At 70.7% G+C, this 23,125-nt stretch carries 16 protein-coding genes and 1 pseudogene; 11 read left to right on the forward strand and 6 right to left on the reverse strand.

The features are described 5' to 3' along the window. Positions 1-22 precede the first annotated feature (22 nt). The 8 genes and pseudogenes from CNX65_RS36035 (at position 23) to CNX65_RS09235 (ending at position 9,262) form a co-directional block, all read left to right on the forward strand. Positions 23-2,191: a pectinesterase family protein gene (locus CNX65_RS36035; protein ID WP_198320446.1), complete on the forward strand. Its 2,169-nt coding sequence runs from the start codon at positions 23-25 to the stop codon at positions 2,189-2,191. After that, the gene (locus CNX65_RS09205; protein ID WP_096492392.1) at positions 2,188-3,063 is read left to right on the forward strand and encodes a carbohydrate ABC transporter permease; all 876 of its coding nucleotides are present in this window, start codon (positions 2,188-2,190) and stop codon (positions 3,061-3,063) included. Before CNX65_RS36035 ends, CNX65_RS09205 begins: the two co-directional genes overlap by 4 nt. Then, the gene (locus CNX65_RS09210) at positions 3,060-3,947 is read left to right on the forward strand and encodes a carbohydrate ABC transporter permease (protein WP_096492393.1); all 888 of its coding nucleotides are present in this window, start codon (positions 3,060-3,062) and stop codon (positions 3,945-3,947) included. The genes CNX65_RS09205 and CNX65_RS09210 overlap by 4 nt, the downstream gene beginning before the upstream one ends. A 7-nt stretch (positions 3,948-3,954) precedes the next feature. Beyond that, positions 3,955-5,232 carry an ABC transporter substrate-binding protein gene (locus CNX65_RS09215; protein WP_096492394.1) on the forward strand — a complete coding sequence of 426 codons (1,278 nt, stop codon included), beginning with the start codon at positions 3,955-3,957 and terminating at the stop codon, positions 5,230-5,232. After that, positions 5,229-6,377 (forward strand): enolase C-terminal domain-like protein, encoded by a 1,149-nt coding sequence (locus CNX65_RS09220; protein WP_096492395.1) that lies wholly within the window; start codon positions 5,229-5,231, stop codon positions 6,375-6,377. The genes CNX65_RS09215 and CNX65_RS09220 overlap by 4 nt, the downstream gene beginning before the upstream one ends. 110 nt (positions 6,378-6,487) lie before the next feature. Then, entirely contained in the window at positions 6,488-7,438 is a 951-nt protein-coding gene (locus CNX65_RS09225) for a pectate lyase family protein (protein WP_096492396.1), read from the forward strand. Between the two features lie 147 nt (positions 7,439-7,585). Continuing rightward, positions 7,586-8,629 carry a ketopantoate reductase family protein gene (locus tag CNX65_RS09230; RefSeq protein ID WP_157767560.1) on the forward strand — a complete coding sequence of 348 codons (1,044 nt, stop codon included), beginning with the start codon at positions 7,586-7,588 and terminating at the stop codon, positions 8,627-8,629. Positions 8,630-8,675: 46 nt separating this feature from the next. Further along, positions 8,676-9,262: pseudogene (locus tag CNX65_RS09235) on the forward strand (transposase family protein). 137 nt (positions 9,263-9,399) lie between these two features. On the opposite strand, the gene CNX65_RS09240 reads toward CNX65_RS09235, so the two are convergent. The 6 genes from CNX65_RS09240 to CNX65_RS09265 form a co-directional block, all read right to left on the reverse strand. Next, positions 9,400-10,890, reverse strand: a complete 1,491-nt coding sequence (locus CNX65_RS09240) for a ricin-type beta-trefoil lectin domain protein (protein WP_096492398.1) — start codon at positions 10,888-10,890, stop codon at positions 9,400-9,402. Positions 10,891-11,043: 153 nt separating this feature from the next. Further along, on the reverse strand, positions 11,044-11,436 hold the full coding sequence (locus CNX65_RS09245) for a VOC family protein (protein WP_096497694.1): 393 nt from the start codon (positions 11,434-11,436) through the stop codon (positions 11,044-11,046). A gap of 130 nt (positions 11,437-11,566) precedes the next feature. Beyond that, positions 11,567-12,565 carry a galactofuranose ABC transporter, permease protein YjfF gene (gene yjfF, locus CNX65_RS09250; RefSeq protein WP_096492399.1) on the reverse strand — a complete coding sequence of 333 codons (999 nt, stop codon included), beginning with the start codon at positions 12,563-12,565 and terminating at the stop codon, positions 11,567-11,569. Beyond that, positions 12,562-13,533: an ABC transporter permease gene (locus tag CNX65_RS09255; RefSeq protein WP_096492400.1), complete on the reverse strand. Its 972-nt coding sequence runs from the start codon at positions 13,531-13,533 to the stop codon at positions 12,562-12,564. Before CNX65_RS09255 ends, yjfF begins: the two co-directional genes overlap by 4 nt. Then, positions 13,530-15,047: a sugar ABC transporter ATP-binding protein gene (locus CNX65_RS09260; RefSeq protein WP_096492401.1), complete on the reverse strand. Its 1,518-nt coding sequence runs from the start codon at positions 15,045-15,047 to the stop codon at positions 13,530-13,532. The genes CNX65_RS09255 and CNX65_RS09260 overlap by 4 nt, the downstream gene beginning before the upstream one ends. A gap of 203 nt (positions 15,048-15,250) precedes the next feature. After that, positions 15,251-16,234 carry an ABC transporter substrate-binding protein gene (locus tag CNX65_RS09265; RefSeq protein ID WP_096492402.1) on the reverse strand — a complete coding sequence of 328 codons (984 nt, stop codon included), beginning with the start codon at positions 16,232-16,234 and terminating at the stop codon, positions 15,251-15,253. Between the two features lie 262 nt (positions 16,235-16,496). Between CNX65_RS09265 and CNX65_RS09270 the strand changes: the two genes are divergently transcribed. The 3 genes from CNX65_RS09270 to CNX65_RS09280 all read left to right on the forward strand — a co-directional run bounded on the left by CNX65_RS09270 (position 16,497) and on the right by CNX65_RS09280 (position 22,782). After that, positions 16,497-18,716, forward strand: coding sequence for an immunoglobulin-like domain-containing protein (locus CNX65_RS09270; RefSeq protein WP_096492403.1), 2,220 nt, complete (start codon positions 16,497-16,499; stop codon positions 18,714-18,716). Between the two features lie 74 nt (positions 18,717-18,790). Further along, entirely contained in the window at positions 18,791-21,271 is a 2,481-nt protein-coding gene (locus CNX65_RS09275; RefSeq protein ID WP_096492404.1) for an alpha-L-arabinofuranosidase C-terminal domain-containing protein, read from the forward strand. After that, a complete protein-coding gene (locus CNX65_RS09280; protein WP_096492405.1) occupies positions 21,268-22,782 on the forward strand; it encodes a family 43 glycosylhydrolase in 1,515 nt (504 codons plus the stop codon). Before CNX65_RS09275 ends, CNX65_RS09280 begins: the two co-directional genes overlap by 4 nt. Positions 22,783-23,125 lie beyond the last annotated feature (343 nt).

The raw sequence follows: 23,125 nt of genomic DNA on the forward strand, positions 1-23,125 counted from the left end.
GCGGATCCCGAGGTATGCGCTGGTGCTTTCCTGCGTGCTGGCCGGGCTGGTCGCCCCGCCCGCCCTCGCAGGTCACGACCCTGACGCCGCAGGTCACGACCCCTCCCGGCAGGTGCTTCAGCCCGGTGACGGCTGGGGTTCGGCGGGCAGCGGGACCACCGGCGGTTCCGCCGCGAGCACCGCGGTGGTCGTGCGAACAGCCGCCGAGTTGCGCGCGGCACTGGCCGCTCCCGCACCCCGGATCGTCAAGATCGAGGGGGTGATCGACGTCAGCGGGAACTGCGCATCGTACGAAACCGGCGGGTATTCGTTAAAGGCCTACCTGGAGGCTTACGACCCCGCTGTCTGGGGGCGCGACCGGGAGCCGTCCGGGCCACTGGAGGACGCGCGCGCCGCTTCGGCCAAGCGGCAGGCCGAAGCGATCCGGTTCGACGTCGGCTCCGACACCACCCTCATCGGCAACGGCCCCGGCGCGGGCATCACCGGCGGGAACCTGCGGATCGCCAATGCCCGCAACGTGATCGTCCGGCACCTCACCTTCCGCGACACCAGCGACTGCTTCCCCCAGTGGGACCCGACCGACACGGCCGTGGGCAACTGGAACTCCGAGTACGACTCGGTCGGCGTGATCGGCTCCACGAACGTCTGGGCCGACCACAACACCTTCACCGACCAGCCCAACCCGGACAGCTCGGCGCCGGTCCACTTCGACCGCCCGTTCCAGCGCCACGACGGCCAGCTCGACATCACCAACGGCTCCGACCTGGTCACGGTGTCCCGCAACCGGTTCGAGGACCACGGCAAGACCATGCTGATCGGCTCCTCCAACTCCTCCACCGTCGACCCCGGCAAGCTGCGCGTCTCCGTGCACCACAACGTGTTCGCCAACGTGGAGGAGCGCGCGCCCCGCGTGCGGTTCGGCAAGGTGCACGTCTACAACAACCGCTACGAACCCGGCGCGACCCACGTCTACACCTGGGGCGCGGGCGTGCAGTCGCAGCTCTACGTGCAGAACAACCACGTGAGGCTGCCCACGGGCGTCGGAGCGGACGAGCTGCTCTACAACTGGGGCGGCACCGCCGTCACCGCCAAGGGCAACCTGGTCGACGGCCGCCCCACCGACGTCGTCGCCGCCTTCAACGCCGCCAACCCGGACAAGCGGCTCGCCCCCGACGCGGGCTGGACCCCGGAGTTCACCAGGGGCCTCGAACCCGCGCACCGGGTCCGCGACCTGGAGGCGGGCGCGCGCCAGGCGGAGCTCGTCGTCGGCCGGGGCCCCGGCGCCCACCGGACCGTGCAGTCCGCGATCGACGCCGCCCCCGCGTTCGGCACGATCACCCTGCAGAGGGGCCGCTACCGCGAGGTCGTCAAGGTCCCGGCGGCCAAGCGCGGCCTGACCCTGCGCGGCGCCACCGGGCGCGCCTCCGACGTCGTGATCGACTTCGACAACGCCAGCGGCACCAAGAAGCCCGACGGCACCACCCACGGCACCACGGGCAGCGCCACCGCGACCATCGAGGCCGCCGACTTCACCGCGCGGGACCTGACCTTCAGCAACTCCTTCGACCGCGCGGAGCACCCGGAGATCACCGCCACCCAGGCCGTCGCGGTCAAGGCCACCGGCGACCGGCAGCTCTACGACCGGGTCACCTTCCTCGGCCACCAGGACACCCTCTACGCCGACTCGCCCAACACCGCCACCCGCGCCCGCCAGTACTACCGCGACTGCGCGATCAGCGGCGACGTCGACTTCCTGTTCGGCCGCGCCACCGCCGTGTTCGACCGCGCCACCATCACCGCGCTGAGCCGGAACAGCGACCCCAACGGCTACATCACCGCCGCGAGCACCAGGCGCGACAACGAGTTCGGCTTCCTGATCACCAACTCCACGATCCGCAGCGACGCCGCGCGCGGCACCTACTACCTGGGCCGCCCGTGGCACCCCGGCGGCGACGTCGACGCCATCGCCCAGGTCGTCGTGCGCGACACGAGGCTGCCCGCCGCGGTGAAGTCCGCGCCGTGGACCGACATGTCCGGCTTCTCCTGGCGCGACGCCCGCTTCGCCGAGCACCGCAACACCGGCCCCGGTGCCGGAACCGGGCAGGACCGCCCGCAGCTCACCCCCGAGCAGGCCGAGCGCTACACCGCGCGCGCCTACCTGGCAGGCGACGACGGGTGGAACCCCGCATGAGGACGAAGACCTGGGCGCCCTACGCGCTGATCGCCCCCACGCTGCTGCTGATGGCGGTGTTCCTGGTCTACCCCATCGGCAGCGTCCTGCACTACAGCCTCCAGGACTACAACGTCACCCAGCCCTGGAAGAACGGCTTCGCCGGGCTCGAGAACTTCCGCGTGATGCTCTTCGAGGACCCGCTGTTCTGGCAGAGCCTCCAGTTCAGCGCCAAGTGGGTCGTCGTCGAGGTCGGGCTCCAGCTGGTGCTCGGCCTGGCGCTCGCGCTGATCGTCAACGAGACCTTCATCGGCAGGGGCCTCGCCCGCGCGCTGGTGTTCTCGCCCTGGGCGGTCTCCGGCGTGCTCACCACCGGCATCTGGATCCTGCTCTACAACCCGTCCACCGGCATCTTCCAGCAGCTCGCCCAGTGGGGCGTCGGCGACGCGGGGACCTCGGTCCTGGGCAACCCGGACACGGTGTTCCCGGCGACGGTGGTGACCGAGCTGTGGCGCGGCGTCCCGTTCTTCGCGATCATGCTGCTGGCCGACCTCCAGACCATCCCGAAGGACCTGTACGAGGCGGCCTCGGTCGACGGCGCCAACCGGTGGCGGCGCTTCCTCAGCGTCACCCTGCCGCACCTGCGCGACGCCATCGTGCTGTCCACGCTGCTGCGCGCGGTGTGGGAGTTCAACAACGTCGACCTGATCTACACCCTCACCGGCGGCGGACCCGCCAACCAGACCACCACGCTGCCGCTGTACGTGGCGCGCAAGGCGGTCGACTCGCACGACTTCGGGTACGGCTCGGCGCTCACCGTCGCCGGGTTCGTGATCCTGCTGTTCTGCTCGATCCTCTACCTGCGCCTGTCGAAGTTCGGGAGCCGAACGTGACCGAGACCCTGGTCAGGCCCGCGGTCGACTCGCCGCCGCCGACACCACCGCAGCGCCGCCGCAAGAGCGGCCACCACGACCCGAGCCGGGTGTTCCGGCTGCACCTGCCGCTGCTGCTCTACCTGCTGTTCACCCTCGTCCCGTTCTACTGGATGCTGGTGTTCGCCCTGCGCCCCACCGGTTCCACCGCGCTCGTGCCGTGGCCGATGACGCTGGAGCACTTCGACACGGTGTGGAACGGCATCGGGTTCGGCGTGTTCTTCACCAACAGCATGATCATCGCCGGGGGCACGCTGGTCGCGGTGAGCGTGCTGGCCCTGATGGGCGGCTACGCGCTGGCCCGCTTCCAGTTCAAGGGCCAGCGGGTGTTCCTGCTCGCGCTGCTGTGCAGCCAGTTCATCCCCGGCGCGATGATGCTCATCCCGCTGTTCGTGATCTTCCGCGAGGCCGGGCTGCTCAACACCCTCACCGGCCTGGTCATCGCCGACACCGCGTTCCAGCTGCCGCTCGCGCTGATCCTGATGAGCGGGTTCGTGCGCAACGTGCCGGTGGAGCTGGAGGAGGCCGCGATGGTCGACGGCTGCTCCCGGCTGCGGGCGTTCTTCGCCGTCACGCTGCCGCAGCTGCGGCCCGCGCTGGTCGCGGTCGGCTCGTTCGCGTTCATCGGCGCCTGGAACAACTTCCTGTTCGCGCTGATGTTCGCCTCCAAGCAGGACAAGTTCACCCTCCCCGTCGGGCTCAGCTACGCCCTGGGGGAGTTCAACACCGACTTCGGGGCGCTCGCCGCGGGCGGTGTGGTCGCCGCCGTCCCGGTGGTCCTGGTTTTCGCCGTCGTGCAGCGGTACCTGGTGCAGGGGCTCAGCGCCGGTGCCGTCAAGGGATAGGAGAGGCATGAGGAGAGCACTTCTGGTCGCAGCCGCCGCCGCGCTCGCGCTGGCGGGGTGTTCCAGCGGCCCCGCGGACGGCAAGGTGACGATCACCTTCTGGGACAACAACGGCGGACCCGGCCGCACCCCGATCTACGAGGAGCTGATCAAGCGCTTCGAGGCGGCCAACCCCGACATCCACGTCGACTACGTCGGCATCCCCAGCTCGTCCGTGCAGCAGAAGTACGACACCGCGATCGCGGGCGGCGGCACGCCCGACGTCGGCGGCGTCACCACCTCGTACCTGTCCAACATGATCGGGCAGGAAGCCCTGGTCCCGCTGGACGAGAAGGTCGACGGCGGCCCGCTCAAGGGCAAGCTGCTGCCCAGCCTGGTCGAGACGGTCCGGCAGACCGCGCCCGACAACAAGCTGTACTCCGTCCCGTCCTCCGGCAACATGGACGTGATCTGGTACCGCACCGACTGGTTCGCCGAGAAGGGCGTCCAGCCGCCGAAGACCTGGGACGAGTTCACCGCCGCCGCCGAGAAGCTCACCGACACCTCGGCGAACCGGTACGGCTACACCATCCGGGGCGGCGCGGGCTCGGTGTTCCAGCTGCTCACCGAGGCGTACGCCTACTCCGGCACGGACTCGTTCTTCGAGGGCGGCAAGTCCACCGTGGACGACCCCGGCAACGCCGACCTGGTGGAGAAGGTCGCGGCCCTGTACAAGAAGGCCACGCCCGAGGCGGACGTCAACAACAACTACACCCAGATGGTCGCCCAGTTCACCGGCGGCTCGGCGGCGATGATGCACCACAACCTGGGCTCCTACGGCGACGTCACCAAGGCGCTGGGGGACAAGGTCGAGGCGCTCCCGCTGCCGGTCGGCCCGAGCGGCAGGCGCACCGTCGTGCCCAACCCCACCGACGGTTTCGCGGTGTTCCGCAACAGCGAGAACCAGGACGCCGCCTGGAAGTTCGTCGAGTTCCTGACCTCGGCCGAGAGCAACAGCCACTGGAACGAGAAGGTCGGCCAGATCCCGGCCAACACCGACGTGCGCTCGCAGCCGTGGATCGAGCGGAACAAGCCGGTGAAGATGGCGCTGGACGTGCTGGAGGACCCGGCCACGATCACCGTGCCCGCCCCGGTCTACCTGCCGCAGTACTCGTCCATCACCAAGGCCGACAGCGAGCCCCAGTACCAGAAGGTGCTGCTCGGCCAGCTGAGCGCGGACGAGTTCCTCAAGGCCATGGCCGAGAAGCTGACCACCGCGCAGCAGGAGTGGGAGGACCGGAAGTGATCGAGCGGGTCGAGGTGTCGGTGTTCACCACCACCGCGCGCACCGAGGTGGATCAGGCCGGGCACCGGCACCCCGGCCCGGCGCACGAGGTGCGCGAGGCGCTGCTGGAGGTCCACGCGGGCGGCGCGGTCGGCCGGGTGCAGGTGCACCCCGACCAGCTGCGGCCCGCCGTGCTCGACGGCATCGTGCGGCCCGTCCTGCTCGGCCAGGACCCCTGGGACCGCGAGCGGCTCTGGAAGTCCATGGCGCGCAAGCAGCGCGGCTCGCACGGCCGGTTCACCGACCGCGCCCTCGGCTACGTCGACACCGCGCTGTGGGACCTGGTCGGCCAGCTCTCCGGGATGCCGGTGTGGAAGCTGCTCGGCGGCGCCAGGGAGAAGATCCCGGCCTACGCCAGCACCATGTGCGGCGACCGCACCCCCGGCGGCCTGAGCACGCCCGGCGACTACGCCGAGTTCGCCAAGCAGCTCGTGGAGACCGGCTACGGGGCGATCAAGCTGCACACCTGGATGCCGCCGGTGCCCGGCGCGCCCAGCGTGCGGATGGACATCGCCGCCTGCGAGGCGGTGCGGGACGCGGTCGGCCCCGACATCGCGCTCATGCTCGACGCCAACCACTGGTACTCGCGCACCGAGGCCCTCGAACTCGGGAGGGCCTTGGAGCAGCTCGACTTCTACTGGTTCGAGGAGCCCATGGAGGAGGCCTCGGCGGCCTCCTACCGCTGGCTCGCCGACCAGCTCTCGATCCCGGTGATCGGGCCCGAGGTGGCCTGGGGCAAGTTCCACACCAGGGCCGAGTGGATCACCTCCGGGGCGTGCGACATCCTGCGCGCGGGCCCCACCGACGTCGGTGGCATCTCCGCCACCGTCAAGACCGCGCACCTGGCCGAGTCGTTCAACGTGGACTGCGAGATCCACGGCGACGGGAGCGCGAGCCTGGCCGTGCTGGGCGGCACCGACGTGGGCCGCTGGTACGAGCGCGGGCTCCTGCACCCGCACCACGACTTCGACCGCGTGCCGCCGCACCGGCTCACGATCGCCGACCCCCTCGACGAAGCGGGGTGCGTCGCCATGCCCACCGGGCCCGGCCTCGGCGATCAGTGGGACATCGAGCACATCCGTGCTCACACCGAGGAGAGGTGGTGACACCACGCCCCGGCGCCTCCTAGCCGGGGCAGGAATTTCCCGAACCGCCGCCTGTGTGCGATGCACCGCCGCTGGTCCATTGTCAACAGCGTTCTCGGGAGGAAGTTCCCATGCACCAGAAGTCAACCCGCGTGCACTGGCGCACCGGGCTCGTCGCCGCCGTCGTGCTGGCGGGCGCGTCCGTCGCAGCCCCCAGCGCCGGAGCCGCCTCGTTCAACCTCGAGGGTTGGGCGACGCAGGGCGGCGGCACCACCGGTGGAGGCAGCGCCTCCCCGACGACCGTCACCAGCGCCTCGCAGTTCACCACGGCGGTGCAGGCGTCAGGAGCGGCCGTCATCCGGTTCTCCGGCACGATCACCCTGTCCAGCATGACCAAGGTCGCGTCCAACAAGACGATCCTCGGTGTCGGCTCCGGCGCCACGATCACCGGGCAGGGCCTGAACATCGCCAACGCGTCCAACGTGATCGTGCGCAACGTCAACTTCCGCAACTGGGGTGACGACGCGATCAACGTGCAGTACTCGACGCGGGTGTGGCTCGACCACAACTCGTTCGCCAACGGGTCGGACGGCGCGCTGGACATCAAGCGGGCCTCGGACTACGTCACGGTGTCCTGGAACAAGTTCAGCAGCCACGACAAGACCATGCTGCTCGGGCACAGCGACGACAACGCGTCCGAGGACACCGGCAAGCTGCGCGTGAGCTACCACCACAACTGGTTCGACGGCACCAACCAGCGGCACCCCAGGGTGCGGTTCGGCAACCCCGTGCACGTGTACAACAACTACTACGGCGGGGTGACCTCGTACGGCGTCGCGTCGACCAAGGACGCGGGCGTCCTGGTCGAGGGCAACTACTTCGAGAACACCAAGGACCCGTTCCACCGGGGTGAGGGCTCCTCGCCCGCCGCCTCGCTGGTGGCGCGGAACAACCACTTCGTGAACTCGGGCAGCGGCGACCAGGGCGGTTCGGTCAAGTCGATCCCCTACTCCTACGCGCTGGACGCGGCCAGTTCGGTCAAGTCCGCGGTGACCGGCGGCGCGGGCACCGGCAAGATCTGATCGTGCGGTGAGCGCGGCCCCGGTTCCCACCAGGGAGCCGGGGCCGCGCGGTAGGGTGACCCGGCACACATCATGATCATGGCGTTGCACCGCGCGGACGGGCGGCGACACCGTCCGCGCCACCGCGCGCACCCAGGAGCGAGACCCGTGAAGAGAACCCCGGTGCTGATCGTCGGAGCGGGCGCGGTCGGCACCGTGCTCGGCCACCACCTGCGCCTGTCCGGCGCCGAGGTCACCCACCTCGTCCGCCCCGGCCGCGCGCAGGCCCACGCCGCCCCGAAGCTGCTCTACGACTACGACGAGGACGAGACCAAGGTCTACCAGGGCTACCACGTCGTCGAGCGCGCCTCCGAGCTGGCCGGGCGCGACTTCCCGTTCGTCGTCATCACCCTCGACGGGCGCGCCAGCCGCACCGAGCAGGGCGTCGCCACGCTCACCTCGCTCGGCGACCTGGTCCGCGGGAACGACACCGTCGTCATCATGTGCGGCGTCGGCCTCGGCCTGCGCAGGCACTACCTGGACGTGCTGGGCGTCGACGAGGAGCGACTGCTCTTCGGCGTGCAGGGCGCGCTCGCCCACCAGGCCGACCCCGCGTTCACCGCGCCCCCCGGCGGGGACGCCGAGGCGTTCGCCCGAGCCGACTACTGCTACGCGCACCCCAAGCGCGGCACCGGCTTCAGCGTCACCCGCCACAACCCGACCGAGGCCGAGCGCTTCGCGTCCCTGTACAACAACAGCGCCGTCTCCCGCTGCAGCTACCTGAACCCCCAGGTGGCCGACGCGTTCAGCGGCGCCCTGTTCGCCATCTGGGCCGCCTGGGGCCTCAAGGGCTGGCCCCCGCTGGACGAGGTGATCGCCGACAAGGCCCTGTGGGCGCTGGCCTGCGACGCCCAGCGCGAGATCCTCGCCCTCCCCGCGAACGGCCGCTTCGGCAAGCTGGCCGCGGGCGTCATGGGCCCCAAGGTCACCGCCGCCTACCACCGCGCGCAGGAGCGCGCCGTGCGCCCGCTGGACCTCGCCGCGTTCAACGCCTTCCACCACGGCGGGAAGGTCCGCGAGCAGGACGTGGCGATGCTCCGCGACCTGGCCGCCGAGGGCGCGGGCGCCGGTCTGCCCACGACCGCGCTGCGCGAGCTGCTCGGCCGCCTCGACGGCCAGGGCGAGCCCCGCGAACTGGCCGCCCAGGGCTAGGGGCTGTCACGCAACTCGGTGACCGCCAGGGTGGGATGAGGTGGCGGTGCCGGTGATCTCGGCGTCCCGGTCGGAGTGGATCGCACCGTTCACGGGCTTGCAGCCGGGGCAGTTCCGCAAGCTGGTGCGGGTGGTGGCCGAACGCGGCGGTGACGCCATCGCCGACGGGCGTCCCGGTCGGCAGTGGCGGTTGGGCCTGGCCGACCGGGTGCTGCTGGTGGCCGCCTACTGGCGCGCCAACCTGACCATGCGGCAACTCGGGCCGTTGTTCGGCGTCTCGCACGCCGCGGCCCACTGCTCGCACTCGCCCCGGTCCGGCGCCGCCGCATCGGCCAGGTGGCGATCGTGGACAGCACCCTGGCGCCCACCCGCGCCCACCGCCTGGCCGCACGGTCCAAGAACTACCGGTGCTCCACGAACCCGCAGGTCGCCATCGACGCCGACACCCGCCTCGTGATCGCCACCGGCGACCCGAAGCCGGGCAACCGCAACGACCGCACCGTCTACCGCGACTGCGGCATCGCCGACGTGCTGCACGGCCGACCTGTCATGGCCCGCATGAAGAACTGGACCACCCTGCGCGACACCGCCTCCGGCATCGCCCACCTCCACAACCTCGCCCCCACCGGCTGACCAAGAAGCGCTCGGCCACCAACCACAAGACGAGTTGCGTGACACCCTCTAGTCCTCCCCGCGAACGACAACGGCCCCGGTCTCCGCCTGGAGACCGGGGCCGCGTCACGCGCTCCGGGGGTCAGCCCTCGCGGGTTCTAGCCCTTGCGCCACTTCTGGTTCGACTTGCCGGTGCACTCCCACTGCTGGAGCGCCGAGCCGGAGCCCCAGGAGCCGGTGATGTCCACGCACTTGTTGGCCTGCGGGTTCACCAGGTCGCCCGCGCCGCTGAGCACGAACTGCTGCGCCGGGTTGCCCGAGCAGGTGGCGAGCTGGATCGCCGCGCCGTTGTCGCGCGAGCCCCACGCCACGTCCATGCACATGCCGAACGCGCGCACGGTGCCGTCACCGGCGAAGGTCCAGTTCTGCGCGTTGGTGCCGTTGCAGTCCCACACCTGGAGCCGCTGGCCGTCCTTCGCGTTCGAGTTCGGCACGTCGACGCACCGGTTCTGGTGCCCGATGATCTTCGTGCCGGACCCGCCGCCGCCGTTGGTGGTCAGCGTGAGCCCGTAGGCCGACAGGATCGGCTTGAGCGGCTGGTAGACGCTGGTGCCGCCGTTGGAGCAGTTGCCGCCCGCGCCCGAGGTGACGCCCTGGGCCTGGTTGCCGGAGAGCACCGCGCCGCCGGAGTCGCCGCCCTCGGCGCACGCCGTGGTCGACACGAGGCCGTTCACGATCCGGCCGCCGTAGTTCACCGTGACGTTCTTGGCCTGGATGGTGCCGCAGCGCCAGCCGGTGGTGCGGCCGGAGCGGCAGATCGTCGCGCCGACACCCGCCTCCTGGCTGCCCGCCACCACGACGTTGCCGCCGGAGTAGTTGTTGACCCAGGGCTTGGAGGCCCAGTCGCCGTTCGTGCGCACCCAGGCGTAGTCCTGGCCGGGGAACGACGACCCGGCGAACGTGCCCTGGTTGACGTTGTTGAAGCCCTTGGTCGTGCTGCCCGTGCCACCGCAGTGACCGGCGGTGACGAACCCGCCGTTCACGGGGAAGCCCACCGAGCACAGCGTGTTGCCGTTGATGACGTACTGGTCGCCACCGCGCAGGTCGTGCGCCGGCTTCATCTCGTGCCCGGTGGTGACCCGGACGGAACCCTCGACGCCGGCCTTGGCCGCGAACTCGCGCCCGGCCTGCTCGGAGGCGGCGGTCACGACCACGGTGTTGCTGGTCGGGTCGACGTACCAGGAGTGCACCGCCTCGGTGCCACTGCGCGCCTGGTCGAGCGCGGACTTGGTGTCGTCCAAAGCCTTCTCGCTGCGCGCGACCGGGACCGGCTCGGCCCCCTTGTCGCGCACGGCCTTGGCCGCCGCGTCGTCCGTGACGCCGACCTTCAGCTCGCCCTTGTCGAACCAGGACCCGCCGAACTTCCCGTCCAGCTCGGTCCGCAGCTCCTCCGCGACGGGCACGCCCGCCTGCTCCTTCTGCTGCCGCGCCGTGGCCTCGGCGGGCGTGATGTCCAGGTCGCGCTCCAGGGCCTCGGGCAGGGTGGCCGAGTCCGGGGTGGCGGCTGGTTCAGCCTGTGCCGCTGCCGCAGGCAGCGTGATCAGCGCGGCGGTCATGACCGCCGCGCAGCACTGCGCGATGAGTCTCACGAAACAACTCCGTGGGTGCAGGGGGTGGAGAGTTTTGTGAGAGCGCTCTCGTATGCGAGCTTCGCAGGAATACCGCAGGTGGGTCAATAGGGGATTCCCCATACGACGACTGCGCCGCGTAGCGGGGATCGGGGTGCGCGATCGGCGTCGGAATCAATTCCGGAACTGCTCGAACATCACCTGGTACCCGTCGTAGTCGGCGCCCTGGAACACCACCGCCCACCCGGCGTCCTCGGGAGGCAGGACCACCTCCAGCCCGTCCTGGGCCGCCCACCACCGGTGCAGCGCCTCGACGTCCGGCACCGGCACCGCCAGCACGAACCCCGCCCCCACCGGACCCTCCTGCGCGCTCACCCGGTCGCGCTCGGAGATGTAGGGGTGCGCGTGCCGGTCGGAGAGGATCAGCCACGTGCGCCCGTGCGTCAGGTACCGCAGGGTCGGCTGCTCGTCGTTGGGGATCTCCTTGAACCCGACCGCCAGGTACAGGTCCCGCGACCGGTCGAGGTCCGCGACGCGCAACCCGACCTTCACCTGACGTGAGCCCATCACCACGCGAAAGCACCTCCCGGTTTTTTCTGAAGAGGCCCAAGCCTCGCAGAGATCGCCGGGAGGAGCCCTACGTCAACTCTTGACCGAACCGGGTTCGAGCGGGACCGGGCCGCTAACTCCCGGACCGCTAACTCCCGGACCGCCGCACGATCAACCGCTGCAACGCGATGAACGCCAACAACAACCCGCCGATCACGATCTTCGTCCACCACGAGCTCAACGTCCCCTGGAACGAGATCAGCGTCTGCACGGTCCCGAGCACCAGCACCCCGACCACCGACCCGACCACGAACCCGACCCCGCCCGAGAGCAGACTCCCGCCCACCACAACAGCCGCGATGGCGTCCAACTCCATCCCGACCCCGTGCAGGCTGTACCCCGACAGCATGTACAACGCGAACAGCAACCCCGCCAACGACGAGCAGAACCCGCTGATCACGTAAACCCCGACCTTGACCCGCCCGGTCCGCAACCCCATCAACCGGGCCGAAGCCTCGCTCCCGCCGACCGCGTACACCGTCCGCCCGAACCGCGTCAGGTGCAGCACGTACGCCGCCACCGCCACGACCACCAACGCGATCACCACCGGCGGCGTGATCGTCACACCCCCCGGCAGCTCGATCGTCGCCGTGGCCAACGACCGGAACCCCTTGTCCTTGATCGAGATCGACTCCACGCTGATCACGAAGCACAACCCGCGCGCCAGGAACATCCCCGCCAGCGTCACGATGAACGGCTGCACCCCGAACTTGTGGATCACCAGCCCCATCAGGAACCCCAGCAGCGACCCGGTGGCCAGCACCGCCACCACGACCAGCACCGGCGGCCACCCCGCCCGCAGCGCCGCCGCCGCGATCATCGTCGACAGCGCGATCACCGACCCGACCGACAGGTCGATCCCGCCGGTCAGGATCACGAACGTCATCCCGACCGCCAGCACGATCAGGAACGCGTTGTCGATGAACAGGTTCGCCACCACCTGCCCGCTGGCGAACCCCTCGTAGGCCACCGACCCGGCCCCGAAGGTCAGCACGAACACCACGAACGTCGCGATCACCGGCAGGAACCGCGACGGCGCCCTCGGCCCGGCCTTCACGGGGAGCTGCGGCTCCAGAACGGTCGTCATGCCGCCACCGCCTCACGTCGCGCGAACACCCGGCTGAGCGCGGGCGCCTGGAGCAGGCACACCGCGATCACCACGATCGCCTTGAACACCAGCGTGACCTCCGGCGGGACGCCGATCGTGTAGATCGTCGTGGTGAGCGTCTGGATCACCAGCGCGCCCAGCAGCGTCCCGGTCAGCGAGTACCGCCCGCCCGCCAGCGACGTCCCGCCGATCACCACGGCCAGGATCGCGTCCATCTCGATCCACAGCCCCGCGTTGTTGGCGTCCGCCGCGCTCACGTTCGAGCTGATCATCAGCCCGGCGACGCCCGCGCACAGCGCCGCGAACACGTACACCGTCCAGATGATCGTCCGGGAGCGCACCCCGGCCAGCCTGCTGGCCTCCGGGTTCACCCCCACCGACTCGATCAGCATCCCGAGCGCGGTCCGCCGGGTCACCAGCGCGGTCGCGGCCAGCGCGGCGAGGCTGATCAGGATCGAGATGGGCAGGAACAGGAACCCCGCGCCGATCTCCCGGAACGCCGGGTTGTCGACCGTGATGATCTGCCCCTCGGTCACCAGCATCGCGATGCCCCGACCCGCGGTCATCAGCACCAGCGTCGCGATGATCGGCTGGATCCCCAGCACCGACACCAGGAACCCGTTCCACAGCCCCAGCACCGCGCACAGCGCCAGCGCCAGCGCCATCCCGCCCAGCGCGCCGCCACCACCGGCGATGTGCGTGCAGGTCACCGCTCCGGCGATCGCCACGACCGCGCCGACCGACAGGTCGATGCCCCTGGTGGCGATCACCAGCGTCATGCCGAGCGCGATCAGCAGCGTGGGCGCGCCGTTGCGCAGCACGTCCACCAGGCTGCCGAACAGGTGCCCGTCCTGCAGGCGCAGCGCGAAGAACGACGGGTTCGCCACCAGGTTCAGCAGCAGCAGCGCGGCCAGCGCCAGCAGCGGCCACAGCAACCGGCGGTTCACGACGCGACCCGGTTGTCCGGGGTGGCGGCGATCAGCTCGACCACCTCGTCCACGCCCAGGTCGACCCCGGACAGCTCGGCGACCTTGCGCCGGTCGCGCAGCACGACCACGCGGTCGGAGACGCGCACGACTTCCTCCAGTTCCGCGGAGATGAACAGCACCGCCATGCCCTCGGCGGACAGCTCCGCCACCAGCTTCTGGATCTGCGCCTTCGCGCCGACGTCGATGCCCCTGGTCGGCTCGTCCAGGATCAGCAGCTTCGGCTCGGTCACCAGCCACCGCGCCAGCAGCACCTTCTGCTGGTTGCCGCCGGAGAGCGTGCCGACCAGCGCGTCGGGGTTGGCGGGCCGGATGTCCAGCATCGCCAGGTACTTCGCGACCAGCTCGTCGGCCTGCCTGCGCGGCACGGGCCTGGCCCACCCGCGCGCGGCCTGCACCGCCAGGACCAGGTTGTCCCGGATGCTCAGATCCGCGACCACGCCCTCGCCCTTGCGGTCCTCGGAGGAGAACGCGATCCCGGCCGCGATCGCGCCGCGCGGACCGCTGAGCCGCAACGGCTTCCCGCCGAACACGATCGTTCCCGAATCGGCCTTGTCCGCGCCGAACAGCAACCGCGCCAGCTCGGTGCGCCCCGACCCGAGCAGCCCGGCCAGCCCGACCACCTCGCCCGCGTGCACCTCCAGGTCGAAGGGCTCGATGGCGCCCTTGCGCCCCAACCCCTCCGCCACCAGCAGCGCGCCGCCGCTGCGGCCCTTGTCCGCCCGGTGCTCGATCTCCTCCAGCACGCCCAGCTCGCGCCCGAGCATGGCGGTCACCAGGTCGATCCGGCTCAGCTCCGAGGTCTTCCACTCGCCCACGACCCGACCGTTGCGCAGCACCGTCATCCGGTCGGAGATCTCGTAGACCTGCTCCAGGAAGTGCGACACGAACAGCACCGCGACGCCCTCGTCGCGCAGCACCCGCACGATGCGGAACAGCTCGGCGACCTCGTCGGCGTCCAGGCTGGAGGTCGGCTCGTCCAGCACCAGCACGCGCGCGTCCACGGCGACCGCGCGGGCGATCGCGACGAGCTGCCGCACGGCGATGGGGTGGCTGGCCAGCACGGACCCCGGATCGACGTCGAGACCGATGCGGGCGAGCAGCTCCCGCGCCCGCGCGCGCATCGCGCGCCCGTCGATCGCGCCGAACCGGCGGGGTTCGCGCCCCAGCAGGATGTTCTCGGCCACGGTGAGGTTCGCGCACAGCGCGACCTCCTGGTACACGGTGCTGATCCCGGCGTCCTGCGCCTGCGCCGGTCCGCTGAACGACACGCCCTCCCCGCCGAGGGTGATCTCCCCGGCGGCGAGCGGGTGCACGCCGGTCAGCGCCTTGATCAGGGTGGACTTGCCAGCCCCGTTCTCGCCCATCAGCGCGTGGACCTCGCCGGGCAGCAGCCGGAAGTCCACCTCCTGCAACGCCTTCACACCGGGGAACTCGACCGAGATCCCGCGCATGTCGACGACCGGTCCGGTCATGTGGTCAGCCTCCACCGCTGGGGGAGAAGTGGGCGCGGTCCCCGCCACCACACCCGGAGGATGGCGGGGACCGCGGCTCAGGGGGAGCCGTCCCGGTCCGCGCGGGGACCGGGACGGCTCGGCCGCGCCCGCGGCTTGTGCGCGAGCCGGGCGCGGCGCCCGGACGCGCGGCGGCCCGCCGTCGAGCCGCCGCGCGGTGCGGGTCAGTACTTGCGGTCGGGCAGCGCGGCCTTGGCCTGCTCGCTGGTGAACGTGGTCTCCTCGGTCACCACGCGGGCCGGGATCTCCTCGCCCGCCACGACCTTCTTGGCCAGGTCCATCAGCTGCTCGCCCAGGAGCGGGTTGCACTCCACGATGAAGTTGATCTCGCCGTTGGCCAGCGCGGTCATGCCGTCCTTGACGGCGTCCACCGTGATGATCTTGATGTCCTTGCCGGGAACCTTGCCCGCGGCCTTGATGGCCTCGATGGCGCCGAGACCCATGTCGTCGTTGTGCGCGTAGACGACGTTGATCTCCGGGTTGGACTTGAGGAACGCCTCCATGACCTGCTTGCCGCCGGACCGGGTGAAGTCACCGGTCTGCGAGGCCACGACCTTGATGTTCGACTTGCCCGCGATCTTCTCCTCGAACCCGGCCTTGCGGTCGATCGCCGGGGCGGCGCCGGTGGTGCCCTGGAGCTCCGCGACGTTCACCTCGCCCTGCACGTTGGCGACCAGCCAGTCACCGGCCTTGCGGCCCTCCTCGACGAAGTCCGAGCCGAGGAAGGTCTTGTACAGCGAGGTGTCCTCGGAGTCGACCGCGCGGTCGGTGAGGATCACCGGGATGTTGGCGCGCTGGGCCTCCAGCAGCACGGTGTCCCAGCCGGTCTCGACCACCGGGCTGAAGGCGATGACGTCGACCTTCTGCTGGATGTACGACCGGATCGCCTTGAGCTGGTTCTCCTGCTTCTGCTGCGCGTCGAAGAACTTCAGGTCCACGCCCGCCGCCGCGGCGGCCTCCTGCACGGACTTGGTGTTCGCGGTGCGCCACCCGCTCTCGGCGCCGACCTGGGCGAACCCCATCGTGATCTTGTCGTCCCCGCCGCCCCCGGAGGAGCCGGAGTCGCCGGAACCGGACGACCCGCAGGCGGTGAGGCTGAGGGCGCCGATCAAGGCGGCGCACGCGGCGGCGGTGATCTTCTTCAGCACGGGCATCCTCCACGTGAACCACGGTGAACTCGCGGACGGCGGGACCGCGTGACCAGGGTCACCTCGGTCACCTGGTGGACAAGAGTGAACGCTCACATACCGTCCGTCAACCCCCCAGAAACCTCGACGTTGCACGCTTGACACGCAGGTTGAAACCGACCTATGTTAGCGCTCACTTTTGTGACTCAGCGCACGTCAACACCCGGACGTACCTGTTCACGACGCGCGGCCACACCCGCCGCGCACGACGAGAGCGATGCCCATGGCTCCCGTTCTGCCCCGTCCCCGTCCCCTCGCAGCGGTGGTGGCGCTCGCCCTCGTGCCGCTCGCCCCGGTCACCCCCGCGGTCGCCTCGGCGCCGGGCGGGCTGATCGCCCACTACCCGCTCACCGAGTCCTCCGGGACAACCGCGCACGACGCGTCCCCCTCCCGCCGCGACGCCGTGATCAGCGGCGACGCCGCCCCCGGCGGGCGCGACGGCCTCCACCTCGGCGGCGTCGACGGCCACGTCGACCTCCCGGACGACCTGCTGCGCGGCCTCGACTCCGTCACCGCGTCCATCCAGGTCCGCATCGCGCCCGACCAGGCCACGCCCTACTTCGTCTGGGGCATCGGGAACACGAACGGCAGTGCGGGCGACGGCTACCTGTTCACCACCGGCAACGCCTACCGCAGCTCGATCGCCACCGGGAACTGGGCCACCGAGCAGACCACCAGCTCGGGCCGCGACCTGCGGCGCGACGTGTGGAAGACGCTCACCTACACCCAGACCGGGAGCACCGCGGTGCTCTACGAGGACGGCGTGGAGGTGGCCAGGCGCACCGACGTGACGATCCGCCCCGGCGACATCGGTAGCGGGTCCACGAAGGCCAACCACATCGGCCGATCGGTCTACCCCGGCGACCGCCACCTCAAGGGCGAGGTGCGCGACTTCCGGCTGTACAACAGGGCTCTGAGCGCCGACGAGGCGCACGACCTCGGCTTCACCCCCGACCGTGAACGCGTCCGCCGCGACAGCGCGTCGCTGACCATCGGCGACACCTCGCTCATCACCGAGGACCTCGCGCTGCCCACCTCGGGCCCGCACGACACCACGATCTCCTGGCACTCCACCAATCCCGGCGCGGTCTCGGCCACCGGGAAGGTGACCCGCCCGCGCGCCGGCCTCCTGCCGTCGTTGGCGCTGCTCACGGCGACCACCACCAGGGGCGGCGCCGAGCAGCGCAGGCTCTTCGCGGTCACCGTCCGCCCGCGGCCCACCGACCGCGAGAAGGTCGCCGAGGCCGCGAGGGCGCTGACCGTCTGGGACGCCCACGACGTGCGCGGCAACCTCACCCTGCCCACCACCGGCCTGCACGGCACGGCGGTGACCTGGACCTCCAGCGCCCCCGACGTCGTCACGCCCACCGGCGAGGTCACCAGGCCCGCGCACGGGCAGCCCGCGAGGCAGGTCCGGCTCACCGCCTCGGTGGGATCGGGAAGCCGAACGGAGCTTCGGCACTTCGCACTCTCCGTCACCCCGATGCCGGAGCGCGCCGCGCACGAGGGCTACTTCTTCGGCTACTTCACCGGCGAGGGCGCCGCGACCGGCGAGCAGGTGCACTTCGCCGCCTCGCGCGGCAACACCCCGCTGCTGTGGGACGAGCTGAACGGCGGCGAGCCGGTGCTCACCTCCGAGCAGGGCGACCGCGGCGTGCGCGACCCGTTCCTCATCCGCTCGCCCGAGGGCGACAAGTTCTACCTCGTCGCCACCGACCTCAAGATCCACGGCAACGGGAACTGGGACCTGGTGCAGCGCAAGGGGAGCAAGCACGTCGAGGTGTGGGAGTCCACCGACCTCGTCACCTGGTCGCAGCAGCGGCACGTGCGCGTCGCCCCCGACACGGCGGGCAACACCTGGGCGCCCGAGGCGTACTACGACAAGAGCATCGGCGCGTACGTGGTGTTCTGGGCCTCCAAGCTCTACGCCGAGGACGACCCCGAGCACACCGGCGACACCCACAACCGGATGCTCTACGCCACCACCCGCGACTTCCGCACCTTCAGCGAGCCGCAGGTGTGGGTGGACCCCGGCTACTCGGTGATCGACTCCACCGTCATCGAGCACGGCGGCCAGTACTACCGCTTCACCAAGGACGAGCGGAACACCACGTCCACCACGCCGTGCAGCAAGTTCATCCTCGCCGAGCGCTCCACCTCGCTGCGCTCCACCTCCTACGAGCACGTCGCCGACTGCATCGGCAAGGGAGCCGTCGAGCGCGGTGAGGGACCCACGGTGTTCAAGTCCAACACCGAGGACCGCTGGTACCTGCTGATCGACGAGTTCGGCGGTCGCGGCTACGTGCCGTTCGAGACCACCGACCTGGCGTCCGGCCGGTGGACCCCGTCCACCGGCCACCAGCTGCCCGCGCGCCCCCGCCACGGCACCGTCCTGCCGGTCACCAAGGCCGAGCTGGACCGCGTCCGCGCGGCCTTCCCGTGATCACCAGAACCCCGCCGCCGCACCACGACCGACGCTCCACGACTCGACCCACGACTCGACGAGGAGTCCACCGGATGAACCGCGCACTGGCGGTTGCCCTCGCCACCAGCCTGCTCGTCGCCGTCCCCGCGACCGGGGCGGCGGCGGAGGCCGACTACACGATGACGATCGACCCGTCCGGCAGGGGCGCGGCGATCGACGACACCATGTACGGCGTCTTCTACGAGGACATCAACCGCGCAGCCGACGGCGGCCTGTACGCCGAGCTCGTGCAGAACCGCTCCTTCGAGTACGACCCCGCCGACAACGCCGCCTACACCGGCCTCACCTCGTGGGCGCCCACCGGCGGCGACCCGCAGGTCGTCGACGACGACGGCCGCATGAACGAGCGCAACCGCCGCTACCTCAAGCTCGGGCTGCCCTCGGGCGTCATCAACTCCGGCTACAACAGCGGGATCAACGTCGAGCAGTCCGCGCGCTACGACTTCTCCGTCTGGGCGCGCACCGACCAGGCTTCCGGCACCAAGCTCACCGTCGCGCTCACCGACCCGGCGGGCAAGGACCTGGCCCAGTCGCTCAGCCTCACGGTGCGCGGCGACGAGTGGGCCGAGTACACCGGCTCGTTCCGCGCCCGCGCCTCGTCCACCACCGGCAGGCTGCTGGTGAACGGCGCGGGCGCGGGCACGCTGCGGCTGGACGTGGTCTCGCTCATCCCGCAGGACACCTTCAAGGGGCACGGGCTGCGCAAGGACCTCGCGCAGAAGATCGCCGACCTGAGGCCCGGCTTCGTCCGCTTCCCCGGCGGCTGCCTGGTCAACACCGGCAGCCACTACGGCTACGACCAGGCGTCGAACTTCGAGCGCCGCCGCTCGTACCAGTGGAAGGACACCATCGGACCGGTCGAGACCCGCGCCACCAACTGGAACTTCTGGGGCTACAACCAGTCCTACGGCCTCGGCTACCACGAGTACTTCCAGTTCTCCGAGGACATCGGCGCCACGCCGCTGCCCGTGGTGCCCGCGCTGGTCACCGGCTGCGGCCAGAACCGCGCCACCGACGACCCGCAGCTGCTCCAGCGGCACGTGCAGGACGCGCTCGACCTCATCGAGTACGCCAACGGCCCCGCCGACTCCACCTGGGGTCGCAAGCGCGCCGAGGCCGGGCACCCCAAGCCGTTCAACCTCAAGTACCTGGCCGTCGGCAACGAGGAGAACCTGCCGAACGAGTACTTCGCCAGGTTCGTGGAGTTCAAGCGGGTCATCGAGGCGAAGCACCCGGAGATCACCATCGTCGGCAACTCCGGCCCCGACTCCTCCGGCGCCACGTTCGACCGGCTGTGGGAGCTGAACCGCGCCGAGGGCACCGCGCTGGTCGACGAGCACTACTACCGCGCGCCGGAGTGGTTCCTGGAGAACAACAACCGGTACGACTCGTACGACCGCAACGGCCCCAAGGTGTTCCTGGGCGAGTACGCCTCGCGGGACAACAAGTGGTTCAACGCGCTCTCCGAGGCCGCCTACATGACCGGCCTGGAGCGCAACGCCGACGTGGTCAAGATGGCCTCCTACGCGCCGCTGCTGTCCAACGAGGACCACGTGCAGTGGAAGCCGGACATGATCTGGTTCAACAACCACGCGTCGTGGGGCTCGCCCAGCTACGAGGTGCAGAAGCTGTTCATGACGAACACCGGCGACCACGTGGTGCCCAGCACCGCGTCGGGCACGCCCTCCGCGCTGGAGCCCATCACCGGCGCGATCGGCCTGTCCACCTGGGCGACCGCCGCCTGCTACGACGACGTGGAGGTCACCGCGCCGGACGGCGCCACGCTGTTCTCCGACGACTTCTCCGCCGGGGACGCGAACTGGACCAGGACCTCCGGCGGCAGCTGGGCGGTGCGGGACGGGAGGTTCGCCCAGTCCGACGCCGTCACCGAGAACACCCTCGTCACGGCGGGCGACCGCTCCTGGCGCGACTACGACGTGACCGTCAAGGCCACCAAGCAGTCCGGCAAGGAGGGCTTCCTGCTCGCCTTCGGCGTGAAGGACACCGGCAACTACTACTGGTGGAACGTCGGCGGCTGGAACAACACCCAGTCCGCGGTCGAGAAGCACGTCAACGGGGCCAAGAGCACGGTGATCACCGACTCCACCTCGGTGGAGACCGGGCGCGAGTACGAGCTCAAGGCGCAGATCAGGGGCCGGAAGGTGACGCTCTACCTGGACGGCGCCAAGTGGGGCGAGTTCAGCGACGACAAGGTGGTCGAGCCGTTCCGCCAGGTCGTCACCCGCGACGCCAAGACCGGCGAGCTGATCGTCAAGGTGGTCAACGCCCAGGCGAGCGCCGCCCGCACCAGGCTCGACTTCGGGCCCAAGGCCAAGATCTCCGGCACGGTCAGGGCCACCGTGCTCAAGGGCTACGCCGACGACGTCAACACCGAGTTCTCCCAGCCGATCCGGCCCACCGAGGAGAAGGTGAAGGTCTCCAACTCCTTCACCCACACGTTCCCGCCGCACTCCGTGACCTTCCTCCGCATCAAGGACAGGAGCCGTCAGTGAGCACGCTCGACCGCAGGTCACTGCTGCGCGCCGGAGGGGCGCTCGCCGCCGCGAGCGCGATCCCCGCGCTCGGCGCCACCACCGCGTCGGCCCAGGAGTCGCGGGCCGCTGCCGCGCAAGGGGTGTCGGCGCAGGCCGTGCCCGGCCAGGCGGCCATCGACGTCACGCCCGCCCTGCCCACCCGCAGCCCGCTGGTCGAGCAGCGCGCCGACCCGTTCGTCACCCCGCCCACCGACGGCATGTACTACCTGACCGGCTCGGTCCCCGAGTACGACCGCATCGTCATCCGGGGCGCGTCGACCCTCGACGGCCTGACGACCGCCCGCGAGCGCACCATCTGGCGGCGGCCCGCCTCCGGCAAGATGGGCGGCTACATCTGGGCGCCGGAGCTGCACCGCATCGACGGCAAGTGGTACGTCTACTTCGCGGCGGGCGACTCGAACGAGCCGTTCCGCATCCGCACCTACGTCCTCGAATCGGCCAACGCCGACCCGCGCGCCGACGGCTGGGTGCTGCGCGGTCAGATGACCACCGCGTGGGACACCTTCACCCTGGACGCCACCACGTTCGAGCACCGGGGCAAGCGGTACTTCCTGTGGGCGCAGAGCGAACCGGGCATCGCCACCAACAGCAACCTCTACATCGCCGAGATGGCCTCGCCGCTGGCGCTGGGGTCCGCGCCGGTCCGGATCGCCGTCCCCACGCTGAGCTGGGAGACCCAGGGCTTCAAGGTGAACGAGGGCGCGGCGGTGCTGATCCGCAATGGCCGGGTGTTCGTCACCTACTCGGCCAGCGCCACCGACTCCCGCTACTGCATGGGCCTGCTCACCGCCGACGAGAACGCGAACCTGCTCGACGCGCGCTCGTGGACCAAGACGCAGACCCCGGTCTTCACCACCAGCGCCGAGACGAGCCAGTACGGGCCCGGCCACAACTCGTTCACCACGGTCGAGGGCGCGGACGTCATGGTCTACCACGCCCGCGACTACCGGGACATCACCGGCGACCCGCTGTTCGACCCGAACCGGCACGCCCGCGTGCAGCGGGTGCACTGGAACGACGACGGCACCCCGTCGTTCGGCGTCCCGGTCGGCAGGGGCGGCCCCATCAGCAGGCTGTCGCCGCTCGACGCGCCGAACCTGTTCGTGCGGCACTACGACTACAAGCTGCGGGTGGACGGCAACGTCCGCACCGTCGCCGACTCGCAGTTCCGCTTCGTGCCGGGCTTCTTCGGCGCGGGCACGGTCGCGCTCCAGTCGGTCAACTACCCCAACCGGTACGCGCGGGTGGTCGACGGCGCGACGATCCGGGTCGACCCGTACGAGGACACCGACGCCTACGGGCGCGCGGCCAGCTTCGCCCGGGTCGAGGGGCTCGCCGACAAGACGGCGGTGTCGCTGCGCCCGCACGACAACAAGACCGGGTACCTCTCGCACGACAGCGGCAGGCTCGTCGTGGCCGAGCCGGGCAGCTCCGACGCGCGCAAGCGCGCGACGTTCAAGGTCGGGTGATCCGGGTGCCGTTACCGAGGAGGGGTCTCCCGCTCGCGGGAGACCTCCCGGCGACGGCCCCGCTGGTGGGCGCGGGGGCGGTCTCGGCCGCCCCCGCGGTCCCGGCCGGGGGCCTCGGCGCCGCCGGGAGCGCCGCCGAGCACCGGGACCCGGTCTGCTCCCACGACGGGAAAACGTTGTGCGCCACCCTCTTCGCGTCGACCACCGCGCACCGGAACGGGACGGCGATCACCCGTGGAGCCCGTTTTTCCCACCAGCGGGGAAAAGCGCTCAGAATCGGCGGGAAAAGCGGTTGGTCCACGATCGAGGTGCGCTGCCGCCGCGGGTGTTCGGGGCCTGCGCC

The organism is Actinosynnema pretiosum (genome assembly GCF_002354875.1).
Classification (GTDB): Bacteria; Actinomycetota; Actinomycetes; order Mycobacteriales; family Pseudonocardiaceae; genus Actinosynnema; species Actinosynnema auranticum.